This is a genomic window from Streptomyces canarius (assembly GCF_014650735.1).
GTDB lineage: Bacteria > Actinomycetota > Actinomycetes > Streptomycetales > Streptomycetaceae > Streptomyces > Streptomyces olivaceoviridis.
The window spans coordinates 1-12,743 of the sequence record NZ_BMVN01000026.1; the positions used below are offsets into that span (position 1 = coordinate 1).

Here is a 12,743-nt window from a genome sequence, read left to right on the forward strand (position 1 = left end):
CGCCGCACTGACCGCCATCCGTGCCCAGGAACCGTCAAAGGGGGCAGCGATCTTGGACAAACCCGCCTGATACCCCTGTCCGTCGCGGAGATCCGCCGCCTGATCGGACTGCTCCTCCGCCCACAACACCTCACCCCGGCGCACCATCTGCGCTGGTCATGGTGGAGACGGCTCAGTCAGACCCGCGCTCGCCTCAGCCACTACAAACGGCGAGACCAAACCCCATAACTGTGATTGCAGTACTAGGTCTGAAGGACGTCCTTTACGAACACGATGCCGTCGGTGCCCGCCAGATGGGCCGGGTCGAGCGGGGAGTAGCCGAACCAGGGGGACACGCGGGGCGCGGGCCGCGTGTCGCCGAGGGCGGTGACGAGACGGGGGACGTCGATGACGCAGCGGTCCTCCGGGAGCGCGTACAGGAGTCCTTCGAGGGTGTCCGACGGCGGGGCGCCCACTCCCCGGTGCCGGATCGTGCCGAGGGCCGTGGCCACGAAGGCGTACTCCTCGCCGAGTTCGGCGCTCACCAGCGCACCGGCGCTCCACCACTCCACCGGCCCCTGCCACATCTGCATCGTGCTCTTCTCCCGCTGGAGATGGGAGTTGTGGGCGTGGAGGAGTGCCGGGCCCCGGGCCGCGACGGCGAGGAGGTTCTGAGCCATCATCACGTCCCGCAGCGCGCACAGCCGCGTCATCCGGGCCGGTGAGGTGTCGGCCATCCAGTAGTGGTAGCGCAGCAGGCCGGTGGCGGTGCGCCCGTACAGACGCGCCCGGTCCCACTCCTCCCGCGAGGTCGCCGTGATCAGGTGCGGGGCCTGCGCGTCGAGCAGCGTCACCAGATCGTCGGCGAGCAGCCGCAACTGACCGGCCTCGGCCGACTGCCCCACGGACCGGGTGGGGTCCGTCATCGCGGCGGGATCGGTCCACCGGTCGTCGGCGCCGAGCAGACGGTCGAGTGTCTCCCCCGTGCAGGGGAGCAGTTCCGCGTCCACCCGGGCCGCGAGGTAGCCGTGCAGCGCGGTGAGGGCCTGGCGGGGACTCGCGGCGCCGGTGATCTCCAACGGGCCGTCGAAACCGCAGAAGCGGAGCCGCTCGGACGCGGGCCGGCCGTCGTTGTAGGCGCGCATCCAGCGCACGAGCTCGCGGTTGGCCGCGGAGGTGCCCCAGCCGTGGCTGAAACCGTGTTCCATGACCTCGTCGAGCGAGCCCCTGCCCGAGGTGACGTAGTCGTCCACGACCAGGCCCCTCATGCAGTCGCTCTCGATCGCGATCGTCCGGTAGCCCTCCTGCTCGACGAGCTGCCGGAAGAGCTCGTTGCGCAGGTCGAGCAGAGTGTCCTCACCGTGCGTGGGCTCGCCCAGGGCGAGCAGCCGCGGCCGGGCGGGGAGCAGTCTCATGACGGCGACCGCCTCGACGGCATGGGCGGTGCCCTTGATGTCAGTAGCCATGCGATAAACGGTATCTTTGAACCCTCGGTGGAAACTTTTTCGCGACTTCGGCGGGATGATGGGGCGGAACCTTCAAAGCGTCGGGAGGCTCAGGCCGGTTGACCTGGCCCGTGGGAGCGGCCTGTCCACGCAGGCGATCAGGAACTACGAGGAGGCCGGCATCCTTCCGGCCGCCGACCGCACACCCCACGGCTACCGCGTCTACACCCCACTGCACGCCCAGGCCCTGCGCGCGTTTCTCGCCCTGCTGCCCGGCCACGGCCACCAGACGGCGACGTCGATCATGCGAGCCGTGAACCAGGACGCGGTCGGCGAGGCGTTCCGCCTCATCGACGAGAGCCACGCCCAACTCCTCGACGACCGGCGGACCCTGCAAGCCGTGGAGAACGCCCTCCGCGAACTGGCGTTCACCGCGGCGCCCGAGCCTGATACGGCGCCCGAGCCGGCCGCGGTGTCCAGGCCCGGCGGCACGTTCATCGGACCGCTGGCAGTCAAGCTCGGCATCCGGCCCGCGACACTGCGCAAGTGGGAGCGCGCCGGACTCGTACGCCCGCGCCGCGACCCGCGGACCGGATACCGCGTCTACGACGCCGCCGACGTGCGGGACGCGAGGCTGACCCACCAGCTCAGGCGGGGCGGCTACCTCCTGGAACAGATCGCCCCGCTGATCGCCCAGGTGCGGGCGGCCGGCGGACTGGAGCCACTGGAGACCGCACTGTGCGACTGGCACGGCCGGCTGTCCGCCCGCGGGCGCGCGATGCTGACCGGGGCCGCCGAGTTGGAGGCCTATCTCCGAGAGCGCGAACCCGTCATGGCCTGACCCGCGTCCACACTCGCGGATGTCCTCGCAGAGCGGGCGCATAGGATCGCCGGCATGGCACTGCGACCTGTTCAGGTGAACATCAAGGCCCTCGACGCCTCGGCGGTCGGCCGGTTCTGGGCGGAGGCGCTCGGCTGGAGTGCCTACAGCCCCGGCGTGACCACCTACGTCGGCCCCGCCGGCGGCATCGTCTGGCCGGACCCGGTCGCCGTCTGCGTCGACGTCGTTCCCGTCCCGGACGCCAAGACAACGACGAAGAACCGAGTACACCTCGATCTCGCCACCACCTCCCCGTCCCATCAGGCGGACTTGATCGCACGCCTGAAGGCTCTCGGCGCGACGCCCGCCGACGTGGGCCAGGGTGACGTGCCGTGGACGGTCCTCACCGACCCGGAGGGCAACGAGTTCTGTGTGCTGGAGCCTCGCGAGACCTACCGGGACACCGGGCCGATCGCCCGGGTGGTGATCGACTGTGCGGACCCGCGGGCCATGGCCCGGTTCTGGGGCGAGGCCATGGACTGGGCGCTGTACGAGGTGACCGACGAACACGCGGTGTTGCGTTCCGCCGAGGGGGTGGGCTCGTACCTTGAGTTCCTCCGCACTCCCGGTGTGAAGACCGTGCCGGACCGCGTCCATCTCGACCTGCTGCCGTACCCCGGGGACGACAAGGCAGCGGAGGTGGCCCGGCTGCGCGCCCTCGGCGCCACCGACCTCGACGTCGGCCAGGGCGACGTCCCGTGGACGTGCCTGGCCGACCCGGAGGGCAACGAGTTCTGCGTCCTCGCCCCGTCCTGACGCGGAGCCTTGACGGCACCCGGACAGGTGGGCCGCGTGGGCTCGTGCCGATGACCACCGCCTCGGTCCGGAACCAACTCGGCTGGACGTCGCGCCGGCCGGCCCTCTCCACCACGAACCCTGTTGAGCGCACGGTCACGCCACGCATGGCGAGGCGCAACTCCTCGAACAGATCACGGAGTTCGCTCGCAGGCGGGGCGCCACGTCCGCGCTCACCTCCAGCAGGAGCCGGACGCCACGCCGGAACTCCTTGCAGATCAGGTGGTAGTCGTCGGCCTGTTCGTCGTAGAAGCGCGCCACTGGTGTCCCGGGCATGGCCGGAGATTACTGTGGCCGACCTCCAGGAGGCGCTGGTTCCTCCGTCATCGGCGCGCATGCCCCTACCTGCTTGATCACTTACTTACGAGAACGCTGCCCGACCCAGCCGGTCGCGGCCAGCACCTCCCGCGCGATGTCGACGACAGACCGCAGGTCCGTCCTCACCCGCACCGTCCCTGCGGCGGCCCGCTGGTCCAGGAGCCGTCCTTTACGGATACTGCCTGCCAGTTCCTTTTCCAGTTCCGAGCCGAGTTCCCGGCCCACCAGCCGCTCGCGAGCGGTGGCGTCGGAGGCGGTGAGCAGGACCCGCGTCATCCGCACATTCGCCCCCATGGCGCGCTCGAACATGCCCGTCGCCTCAGGCAGCACACTCGCAGTGTTCGTGTAGATCAGACGCCGGTAGCCGAGCCGGGCGAAGTTCTCCCATACGGCCGTCAGATTCCGCTCAGTGATCTCCGAACGGTGGGGGTCCCCATCCGGCGCCGGATGCACCTGCCCCATGAAGTCGCCCTCGATGACCGCATGGGGGACCGCCGCAGCGCGCAGCAACGCCGAAACCTCCCACCCCACCGTCGTCTTGCCGACCCCTGCCCGTCCGCCGATGATGAGTGCTTCCGCGTGATCCATGGCGGCAGCGTGCCAGTCGGCGACCGCCTCGCGCGATCCCAAGGCGTGATGACGCCTGACGACGCGGCTTGGCCTACGAACGGTGCCGCTTGCGGGCCGGGCAGACGCTCGCGTGAGCTCCGTGCCCGGGTCTTCGTCGGCCGAAGCACCGTCCTGCGCTGACGCGGTGGCCGCGACCATGAGCAGGCGACACGTGTGAACGCTTGGGGGAACGGGATGCTGACGGGGATCGTGATCGACGCACTGGATGTCGCGCGTATGGACCGCTTCTGGTCGGACGCGACACGGGGCCGGACGGACGGCCTGCAACTGCGGTTCGTGCCGACCACGAAACCGAAGACGACGCACAAGAACCGACTCCACCTCGACTTGGCCGGGGGTCCGGACTGGGAGGCCGAGGTGGCGCGCCTGCTCACGCTCGGTGCGAGGCGGGTCGACATCGGCCAGGGAGACGTCCCGTGGGACGTGCTGGCCGATCCGGAGGGCAACGAGTTCTGCGTGCTGCGTCCCGGTCACCCCGGCGTGCGTGCCGACTGCGGCCTCGTCGCGATCTGCCTCGACGTCGCGGAGGAGGACCGTTGCGCGCAGTCGGCCTTCTGGCAGTCCCGGGCCGACTGGCACGCGGTCGAGTCCCATGACTGGGGTGTCCGGCTGCGCCGGAGGCCCGCCAGTACGGTCTCGCTGGTGATGGGGCCGCCCGCGGCGCCGAAGGAGGTGCGAAACCGGTTGCGGCTGGAGGTCACCCGACGGGACGCGGAACCCGGCGAGTTCCTCGACGCCGGCGGGAACGAATTCCATGTGACGGGGTGACGGTCCTCCGCCTCCCAGGTCGGTTCTGCTGATCGCTCGCGGGCAGTCTCCGTTCGGCCGGCTACGTCACCGCGGTCAGCGTCGCGTAGACCACGACGTTGCCCAGGTAGCCCGTGCGCTTGGTGTAGCCGCCGCCGCAGGTGATCAACCGGAGCTCGGGCCGGCCGGAGCTGCCGTAGACCTTCTTGCTCGGGAACTCCTTCCTCTCGTAGAGCTCGACGGCGCGGACGGTGAACACCGCTGTCCGCCGGTCGGTCCGGCTGATCTCAATGGTGGCTCCCTCGGTCAGGGCCCCTAGGTCGTAGAAGACACCGGGGTCGCCGTCGGGTGTGTCCACGTGCCCGGCGGCGATGGCGGTGCCTGCCGAGCCGGGAGGTGTGCCGTCGCCGTACCAGCCGGCGTAGCCGGGTTTGTCAGGTGGTGGAGTCCGCAGTGCTCCTGCGGCATCGAGGCCCACTCGTGTCATCGGGGCGTTCACCCCGATGGCGGCGATCCGGAGCCGGACCGGATCTGCGGGGGGCAGCGGGTGGACGGTGGGGCGCGCGGGGGCTCTGGAAGTTGAGGAGGAATGGGCTGCCGATGGCTGTGGGGGTTGCTCCCCGCCATGCATCCCGCTGATCAGCTGCACCACACCGGCCGTCATCATGCAGGCCGGAAGGAGCACCGCCGAGATGAACGGAGCTCGGCAGGCGGGGGAGTGGTGTCTGGGTGCCATCGCGGTTGAGCCTTTGGTCCGGTCGCAGGCCGACGTGGACGGGCCCGTCCGACGGGATGGGACGATCAGGTTCGGTCGTCGTTCGGGCGGCGGTAGAACCAGACCGCACCCCCGGCGGCGGCCGTGACGAGCAGCCCGCCGACCAGGGCGAGCCCCGCACCTGTGTCCTCGGCCGGTCCGAAGCCGGCGTCGACCGAGCCGCTCGGAGGGGGTCCGGTGACCCGGTACGTCTCCGTGATCTTGGTCAGTGGCGGGCATTTCACGGTGACGGTGTCGTCGCCCGGCCGGGTTCCTTCCGGGATCTCGAACTCGCCGGTGAGCACCCCCTCCTCGTCGCCTGCGAAGAGGTGGAACTCTCCTCCTACCTCCGACCAGCCCTTGCCATAGTCCGCGTCAGCGTCGCAGGCCCTCGTGCTGACCGTGACCGTGGAACCCGGTGGGGCATTCCAGGGGTCGATGCGCACATCGGAGTCATCAGCGGCGGCAGCGGCCGGGATCTGCAACCCGAGGGCACCGAGGACCAGGCCGATACCCGCACCCATGTGTCTGTAGCGCATGCGAATCCTCCAACGGAACAGTGTCCGGCCTGCTGCCCGGCACATCTCGTGTGTTCTGCTCACGAGGCAACCGACAGTCCGTCAGTTCCGCAACCCGACGGGTCGCCGTACATGTCACCCGGTCAGCCGCACTGGCGTTTCTCCTTGATCGCTTGCGCAGGTCACCGACGCGGAGACCACCGATACACATCACCCACCGCCCCGTCCCCATAACGGTGACAGCCGACCCCTCTTCCCTGCGGGCGGGGCGCCGGTCACGGCACACCCGCCGACGTCACCCTCGCGGTGCTCCCGGTGCAGGACGTGCGGGCGGTGCGGTGGCGGGCCGGGGCCGGGCGGGCATCGGCGGCTACTGGCCCGTAAAGCGCTCTCCTGGAATCGGTGCCTGGCTGCTGGTCGGAACGGTGGCGCGTGGACGGGCCAGGACCGCGCGCGACCCTGCCGGCCGGGACCGGCGACGGGGACGTGTCGACGCCGCTTCCCGCCCGTATCCGTCACCGACCTCGGCGATCCGGCCTTCTCGGGGCTGAGCCACGCTCTTGCGCTGCTCAACCGCATACGGGCCGCCCCTGACAGGGGGGCGCCGACGGTGCGGGCCGGGGGGTGAGTGACCCGTCGGCCTGACCGTGTCAGTGCGTCGTGGCGGGCGGCGCCGTGAGGCGCTGGTACAGCTCCCAGCTCGCCCGTTCGACCAGCTGTGCAGGAGCTTGCCGTCCTCGCGGACCGCCCAGACCGCGGTCCCGTGAAGGAGATCGGCCGCCCGTCCGCCTCGGTGCCCAGGACACCGTTGTTCCGTCCGTGCACGCGCCAGCGCGAAGCGACCCGGCTCCCGTCCTGGTTCTGCAAGGTTTCGATCACCTCCAGCCGGAGGTCGTCGACCTGGCCGAGGAAGCCCCTGATCCAGTTCTTGAAGTTGTCCCGCCCCTCGACGCGCTCGCCGCCGGTGGTGATGACGAAGTCCTCGGCCACGAAGTCGTCGGCCTTCTCCGGATCGCGTGCTGAGCAAGACGCGGCACGTGGGTTCTGGTGGCGCGGCACGTCCAAGAGAATCGAAGGTGCCCGGCAACTGCTGTGGGGCCGGAGTTGTCTCGGCACGAGCCCGACGGCGATCCTGCGCCGGTCAGGCGTCGGCCGGGGCCGCATGTACCACCACTTCAAGGGCAAGCGGAGCTGATACAGGCGCAGATCCGCCAGATCTTCTCCGGCGGCGGCCCGGGGCTGCGACGGATCGTCGCCTGCCTGCTTCTGGAACGGGACGTGCTGCGCGGGTGCAGTGTCGGGCGGCTCGTGGGCGATCCGGAGGTCGTCGCCGACGACGCGCTGCGTGCGCCGGTCCGGGAGACCTTCACATGTGTCGTCGACTGCCGGCGAACTGGACGCACGCCTGCGACCGGAGCAGACCGCGGCCACCCTGACGGCCGTCGTCCAGGGCGGATACGCGCCGGCTCGCGCCGAACAGTCCGTCGAGCCCTTCGACCGTGCGATCCAGGGCGCCTTGGACCTGCTGGGCGTCACCGCGGACGACGACACCACCGGCACCGGTCGAAGGACCGCGTGACCGGCCGTCCACCCGTGACTCACGCCACACCGTCAGCGGCATGCCGTGGCCCCGCTGAGCGGGTCACCACAGCGTGACGATCCGCCCGATGGCGGTAGCGCCACCCCCCGTCCCCGCACGGGCCGCTCGTGCGGGGACCGTTTCCCGGTCGAGGCTCAGGTCCGGAGCGAGTCCGGTACGTCGACGGGGATGCCCAGTCGGTCCGCCACGGTGGTGAGCGCTCTCCCCAGCGGCAGTGCGACCCGGGTGAGGGCGTGCCGGTCGCCTCGGGTCTGGTCGCGGTTGATGATGAGTACCGGCGTCCCGGCCTGGGCCGCCTGGCGGACGAACCGGAGCCCGGACATCACTGTCAGCGAGGAACCGAGGACCAGCAGTGAGGCTGCCCCACGGACCATCTCCCGGCAGTGCTCCACCCGCTGCGGGGGAACCGCCTCGCCGAAGAACACGACGTCCGGTTTGAGGATGCCGCCGCATATCACGCAGGGCAGTACGCGGAAGTCCGCGACCTGTTCGTCGGTGAGGTCGGCGTCACCGTCCGGGTTGATCCCCGCCGCCACCGGATCGAAGTCCGGATTGGCCGCTTCCAGCCGCTGGGCGAGTTCGCGGCGCGGGCTGAAGGCGCCGCACCCGAGGCAGACGACCCGGTCCAGGCTCCCGTGGAGTTCCACGACGCCCTCGCTGCCGGCGGCCTGGTGCAGGCTGTCCACGTTCTGGGTGATCACGCCGGAGAGCAGGCCGCGCCGTCCGAACGCGGCCACGGCCCGGTGCCCGGCGTTGGGGCGGGCACGGCCGAAGGTGCGCCATCCGAGGTGGCTGCGCGCCCAGTACCGGCGCCGGGCCTGGGCACTGGCGGTGAACTCCTGGTAGGTCATCGGGGTGTGCCGGCTCAGGCTCCCGCCCTCGCCCCGGTAGTCGGGGATGCCCGACTCCGTGGAGATGCCCGCCCCACTGAGCACCAGCACACCGCCGGCGCTCAGCGCATCGGCGACCGGCTCCAGATCCGTGGTGCCGGGCGGCAGGTCCTCGGTAGGGGTCCAACTCAGAGTGGGGCGCATACGCATGCCGCAAGAGTACGAAACAGGCTGCCGCCGGGGAGTCCGGTACGGCGTCCCCCGAACTCTTGCCGCGCCGCGACTGCCGGGTTCCGGGTCTCCGCGTCGCTGCCACGGCCGGCTCCTGCCTGCGCCGGACAGGCCGAGGCCGGTCGCGTGCCGCCGCAGCGGCCGGCTGGTGAGGCGCCGCCCGCCTCACCCCGGACGGGTGCGGACGTTGATGTGCCCACGGTGGGCCGGGCCCGCGCGGGGAGGGCTGAGCCCCGTACACCGTGGCGCAGGGGCTCAGGAGCGCACCGGCCTTCCCGCATCCCTCAGGTCCCGGGCGCTCGTCCGGGCGCATCGTCCCGGACCCTCACTAGTTCATTCCGGCATGAGGGCAGGATCGGATGCGCGGTAGGCGGACGAGCAGCAGGGCTTCCACCCAGGTGAACGGGCGCCGCGAGTGACTCGGGAGCTGCACGGGGACGGGCTGGGGAAGGGCGGCTGCCGGGCGTGCCCCCGACGGCGCGGCCGACCCCCGCGCGGACCACCAACCGGACAGCCAGGACAACGGGTTCGCCGACGTCTGGCACACGGACGTGACGTTCGTACGGCGACCGCCCGCGATCTCCGTCCTGCGGGCCGTGGCGCTGGGCCGCCCGACGGCGGTGACACGAACTGGGCCTACAGCCCACTCGCCCACGAGTCGCTGTCGCCGGGCCTGCGGACGCTGACCGACCCACTCACCGCGGTACACGACGGCAGCCGCGAGTTCGGGTACTACCTCGCCCAGCGTCGGAAAGGCCGCGGAAACCTCTGGGACACCCCCGTGCGTCCCGCGGACTCACGCTGACCGTTTCCTGACCGGCGACCGCGCGGAAGGCGCGGCGCCGGCCGGCTGGAACTCCGCGCCGTCCATGACGTTCACGCATACCAGTGGTGCCGAACTTTCGTTGGACTCATGGTCGCGCGGTTCCTAGCGTGGCATGCGTGAACATTCCCCGTATCGCCCTCGTCACGGGCGCCAACCAAGGACTCGGCCGCGCCCTCGTCGAAGGACTGGCGGCCCGCATGGACTCGCGGGACCTGGTCCTGCTCACCGGCCGCAGCCAGCGGCGCGTCACGGACGCCGCCCACGAGGTCGGGCGGCTGTCCGGCACCCGCGCCCGGGTCGAGGGCCGCGTCCTGGACGTCACCGACACCGACGCCATCGCCCGTCTCGCCGAGGATCTCCGGGCCCGGTACGGAGGTGTCGACGTCGTGCTCTCCAACGCGGTGGCCCGCGTGCTGCCCGAGGAGTCACAGGCCGAGCGGGCCGACGAGTTCATCGACGTCTCCAACACCGCCACGCACGCGATCCTGCGCTCCTTCGGTCCCCTCCTTCGCCGGGGCGGCCGGCTCCTCGTCGTCGCCAGCAGCCTGGGCACCCTCGGTCACCTGGATCCCCGGCTGCACCACCTCTTCGACGGCGCGAGTCTCGACCAGGTCGAGTACGCCGTCGAGTCGTGGCGCGGTGCCGTCCACAACCGGACCGCGCAGGAGGGCGGCTGGCCGATCTGGCTGAACGTCCCCTCGAAAGTGGCTCAGGTCGCCGCCGTCCGCGCCGTCGCCGCCGAACGCCGCGCGAACGATCTCGCCGACGGCACGCTGATCGCGGCCGTGTGTCCCGGCATGGTCGACACCGCCACCTCCCGCCCCTGGTTCAGCGACTACAGCCAGGCCCAGTCACCGGCGCAGGCCGCCGAAGCCGTGCTCGACCTGGTCCTCGCCGACCACGTCGATCCCGCCCTCTACGGCGAACTCGTCCGCTTCGGCAAAGCCCTGGACTGGTACGACGGCACACCCCCGGTGGAGCAGGACCGCATGCTCACGCCCTGAACACCAGGGCCGTCGCACACAAGCCGATCGCGCCGGCGGGGGAGGTGCCCCCCCCTGACGCGCCGTGCTGGAGTATCAGCCGGTGGCGAGGAACTCCAGCGTGTCGATCACGCGGTTCGAGAAGCCCCACTCGTTGTCGTACCAGGCGACCACCTTGATGTGGCGGCCGTCGACGCGGGTGAGGGCCGAGTCGAAAATCGACGAGGCGGGATTGCCCGTGATGTCGGACGACACGAGCGGGTCGTCCGAGTACTCGAGGATGCCGGCGAGCGGCCCCTCCGCTGCGGCACGGTACGCCGCCAGCACCTCGTCGCGCGTCACATCGCGGGCGACGGTCGTGTTGAGCTCGACGATCGAGCCCACCGGCACCGGTACGCGGATCGAGTCGCCCGACAGCTTGCCGTCGAGGTTGGGCAGCACCAGGCCGATCGCCTTGGCCGCGCCGGTCGTGGTCGGCACGATGTTGATGCCGGCGGCCCGGGCGCGACGGGCGTCACGGTGCGGGCCGTCCTGAAGGTTCTGCTCCTGCGTGTAGGCGTGCACCGTCGTCATGAACCCGTGCTCGATACCGGCGAGTTCGTCGAGGACCGCGGCCAGCGGCGCGAGCGCGTTCGTGGTGCAGGAGGCGTTCGAGACGATCGTGTGCACGGCCGGATCGTAGGCGTCGGTGTTGACCCCGAACGCGAGCGTGACATCGGCGCCGTCCGACGGCGCGCTCACGAGCACCTTCTTCGCACCGGCGTCGAGGTGGGCCCGGGCGGCCTTGGCCGAGGTGAAGCGGCCGGTGGCTTCCAGGACGATGTCGACACCGAGTTCGGCCCACGGCAACTGCGCCGGTTCGCGCTCGGCCAGCACCGTGATCCGCCGGCCGTCGACGACGAGGGTGTTGTCCTCGACGGTCACCGGGCGCCCGAGCCGGCCGGCCGTGCTGTCGAAGGCGAGCAGCCGGGCGAGCGCGGCGGGCTCTGTCAGATCGTTGACGGCGACGATCTCCAGGGCGCTGTCGCGCTCCAGCAGTGCGCGCAGCACGTTGCGTCCGATGCGGCCGAATCCGTTGATGGCGATGCGAGTCATGTGTGACGTCCCTTCCTTTCGCCACCAGACTCGCCCGCGGCACGCGCCGCCGACAGTGGCGGGAACGCCACGGTCCACAAGGATCGCGCCAGCCGGCGTGCTGCCGGGCGGCCTACTCGCCCCGGGTGAAGGTGCGCCGGTACTCGCTCGGAGTGGTGCCGAGGATGCGCTGGAAGTGGAGCCGCAGGTTCGAGCCGGTGCCGAGCCCGACGTCGGCGGCGATCTGTTCGACGCTGCGCTGCGAGCGCTCGAGCAGTTCGCGGGCCAGGTCGATGCGGGCGCGCATCACCCACTGCATCGGCGTGTAGCCGGTCTCCTCGACGAAGCGCCGGGAGAACGTGCGGGGCGAGACCCCCGCCTGCCGCGCCAGCACGTCGAGGGTGAGGGGCTCGCCGAGCCGGTGCAGCGCCCACTCGCGGGTCGCGGCGAACCGCTCGCCGAGCGGCTCGGGGACGCTGCGCGGCACGTACTGGGCCTGGCCGCCGCTGCGGTAGGGGGCCGCGACCAGACGCCGGGCCGCGTGGTTGGACGCGGCCACTCCGAGGTCGCCGCGCAGGATGTGCAGGCACAGGTCGATGCCGGAGGCGGCGCCGGCCGAGGTGAGCACGCTGCCCTCGTCCACGAACAGCACGTTCTCGTCGACCTGGACGAACGGATGCCTGGCCGCGAGTGCCCGGCTGTAGTGCCAGTGCGTCGTGGCACGCTTGCCGTCGAGCAGGCCCGTGGCGGCGAGCGCGAAGGCGCCCGTCGAGATGGCGGCGAGCCGGGCACCCCGCGCGTGGGCGGTGATCAGCGCGTCGATCACGGCCTGCGGCGGGTCGTCGCGGTCCGGGAACCGGTAGCCAGGCACGAAGACGATGTCGGCCCACGCGAGCGCGTCGAGTCCATGGGCGACGTGGTATGCGAGGCCGTCGCCGCCGGTCACGAGACCGGGTGCCGCCCCGCACACCCGTACCTCGTACGGCATGCTCGCGCGGGTGGTGAAAACCTGCGCGGGAATTCCGACGTCGAGCGGCTTCGCACCGTCGAGCACGAGCACGGCGACGCGACGGAGGGGGGAGGGCGGCACAGGGAAAGGTTACGTGGGGCGTGACGTCGGCACGCCCCTGCGC

Annotated in this window: 13 protein-coding genes and 2 pseudogenes; 6 read left to right on the top strand and 9 right to left on the bottom strand. The window is 71.2% G+C overall.

The window, feature by feature from the left end:
* Positions 1-242 precede the first annotated feature (242 nt).
* A complete protein-coding gene (locus IE294_RS29705; RefSeq protein ID WP_189891147.1) occupies positions 243-1,445 on the bottom strand; it encodes an erythromycin esterase family protein in 1,203 nt (400 codons plus the stop codon).
* 58 nt (positions 1,446-1,503) lie between these two features.
* Here IE294_RS29705 and IE294_RS29710 point away from each other — a divergent pair, with 58 nt between their 5' ends.
* Both IE294_RS29710 and IE294_RS29715 read left to right on the top strand, forming a co-directional pair.
* The gene (locus tag IE294_RS29710; protein ID WP_189891310.1) at positions 1,504-2,265 is read left to right on the top strand and encodes a TioE family transcriptional regulator; all 762 of its coding nucleotides are present in this window, start codon (positions 1,504-1,506) and stop codon (positions 2,263-2,265) included.
* 54 nt (positions 2,266-2,319) lie between these two features.
* Entirely contained in the window at positions 2,320-3,060 is a 741-nt protein-coding gene (locus IE294_RS29715; RefSeq protein WP_189891148.1) for a VOC family protein, read from the top strand.
* A gap of 135 nt (positions 3,061-3,195) precedes the next feature.
* Here IE294_RS29715 and IE294_RS29720 read toward each other — a convergent pair whose 3' ends face one another.
* Positions 3,196-3,375: a hypothetical protein gene (locus tag IE294_RS29720; protein ID WP_229917409.1), complete on the bottom strand. Its 180-nt coding sequence runs from the start codon at positions 3,373-3,375 to the stop codon at positions 3,196-3,198.
* A gap of 81 nt (positions 3,376-3,456) precedes the next feature.
* Positions 3,457-4,005 (bottom strand): ATP-binding protein, encoded by a 549-nt coding sequence (locus IE294_RS29725; protein WP_189891150.1) that lies wholly within the window; start codon positions 4,003-4,005, stop codon positions 3,457-3,459.
* Between the two features lie 231 nt (positions 4,006-4,236).
* On the opposite strand from IE294_RS29725, the gene IE294_RS29730 reads away from it, so the two are divergent.
* Entirely contained in the window at positions 4,237-4,815 is a 579-nt protein-coding gene (locus IE294_RS29730) for a VOC family protein (protein WP_229917410.1), read from the top strand.
* 61 nt (positions 4,816-4,876) lie between these two features.
* Here IE294_RS29730 and IE294_RS29735 read toward each other — a convergent pair whose 3' ends face one another.
* The 3 genes from IE294_RS29735 to IE294_RS49815 form a co-directional block, all read right to left on the bottom strand.
* A complete protein-coding gene (locus IE294_RS29735) occupies positions 4,877-5,461 on the bottom strand; it encodes a class F sortase (protein WP_189891311.1) in 585 nt (194 codons plus the stop codon).
* Between the two features lie 134 nt (positions 5,462-5,595).
* Positions 5,596-6,087 (bottom strand): sortase, encoded by a 492-nt coding sequence (locus IE294_RS29740; RefSeq protein WP_189891154.1) that lies wholly within the window; start codon positions 6,085-6,087, stop codon positions 5,596-5,598.
* 189 nt (positions 6,088-6,276) lie between these two features.
* Positions 6,277-7,230 (bottom strand): ester cyclase, encoded by a 954-nt coding sequence (locus tag IE294_RS49815; RefSeq protein ID WP_359833873.1) that lies wholly within the window; start codon positions 7,228-7,230, stop codon positions 6,277-6,279.
* On the opposite strand from IE294_RS49815, the pseudogene IE294_RS29750 reads away from it, so the two are divergent.
* Positions 7,136-7,645 (top strand): annotated as a pseudogene (locus IE294_RS29750) (TetR/AcrR family transcriptional regulator). The gene IE294_RS49815 and the pseudogene IE294_RS29750 sit on opposite strands and share 95 nt — an antisense overlap.
* A gap of 155 nt (positions 7,646-7,800) precedes the next feature.
* Here IE294_RS29750 and IE294_RS29755 read toward each other — a convergent pair.
* Positions 7,801-8,706, bottom strand: a complete 906-nt coding sequence (locus IE294_RS29755; protein ID WP_189891155.1) for an NAD-dependent protein deacetylase — start codon at positions 8,704-8,706, stop codon at positions 7,801-7,803.
* Positions 8,707-9,236: 530 nt separating this feature from the next.
* Here IE294_RS29755 and IE294_RS47920 point away from each other — a divergent pair.
* Together IE294_RS47920 and IE294_RS29760 are read left to right on the top strand one after the other, a co-directional pair.
* Positions 9,237-9,511, top strand: a pseudogene (locus IE294_RS47920) (TauD/TfdA dioxygenase family protein); the annotation flags it as partial.
* A gap of 158 nt (positions 9,512-9,669) precedes the next feature.
* Positions 9,670-10,557, top strand: a complete 888-nt coding sequence (locus IE294_RS29760) for an SDR family NAD(P)-dependent oxidoreductase (protein ID WP_189891157.1) — start codon at positions 9,670-9,672, stop codon at positions 10,555-10,557.
* 75 nt (positions 10,558-10,632) lie between these two features.
* Here the strand turns inward: IE294_RS29760 and gap are convergent, their stop codons facing one another.
* Both gap and IE294_RS29770 read right to left on the bottom strand, forming a co-directional pair.
* Positions 10,633-11,631, bottom strand: a complete 999-nt coding sequence (gene gap, locus IE294_RS29765) for a type I glyceraldehyde-3-phosphate dehydrogenase (RefSeq protein ID WP_189891159.1) — start codon at positions 11,629-11,631, stop codon at positions 10,633-10,635.
* A gap of 112 nt (positions 11,632-11,743) precedes the next feature.
* Positions 11,744-12,700 carry a GlxA family transcriptional regulator gene (locus IE294_RS29770; RefSeq protein WP_189891161.1) on the bottom strand — a complete coding sequence of 319 codons (957 nt, stop codon included), beginning with the start codon at positions 12,698-12,700 and terminating at the stop codon, positions 11,744-11,746.
* Positions 12,701-12,743: the final 43 nt, after the last annotated feature.

Coding starts and splice junctions, on each gene's coding strand:
- IE294_RS29705 (WP_189891147.1), bottom strand. CDS start 1,445: ATGGCTACTGACATCAAGGGCACCGCCCATGCCGTCGAGGCGGTCGCC.
- IE294_RS29710 (WP_189891310.1), top strand. CDS start 1,504: ATGGGGCGGAACCTTCAAAGCGTCGGGAGGCTCAGGCCGGTTGACCTG.
- IE294_RS29715 (WP_189891148.1), top strand. CDS start 2,320: ATGGCACTGCGACCTGTTCAGGTGAACATCAAGGCCCTCGACGCCTCG.
- IE294_RS29720 (WP_229917409.1), bottom strand. CDS start 3,375: ATGCCCGGGACACCAGTGGCGCGCTTCTACGACGAACAGGCCGACGAC.
- IE294_RS29725 (WP_189891150.1), bottom strand. CDS start 4,005: ATGGATCACGCGGAAGCACTCATCATCGGCGGACGGGCAGGGGTCGGC.
- IE294_RS29735 (WP_189891311.1), bottom strand. CDS start 5,461: ATGATGACGGCCGGTGTGGTGCAGCTGATCAGCGGGATGCATGGCGGG.
- IE294_RS29740 (WP_189891154.1), bottom strand. CDS start 6,087: ATGCGCTACAGACACATGGGTGCGGGTATCGGCCTGGTCCTCGGTGCC.
- IE294_RS49815 (WP_359833873.1), bottom strand. CDS start 7,230: ATGCGGCCCCGGCCGACGCCTGACCGGCGCAGGATCGCCGTCGGGCTC.
- IE294_RS29755 (WP_189891155.1), bottom strand. CDS start 8,706: ATGCGTATGCGCCCCACTCTGAGTTGGACCCCTACCGAGGACCTGCCG.
- gap (WP_189891159.1), bottom strand. CDS start 11,631: ATGACTCGCATCGCCATCAACGGATTCGGCCGCATCGGACGCAACGTG.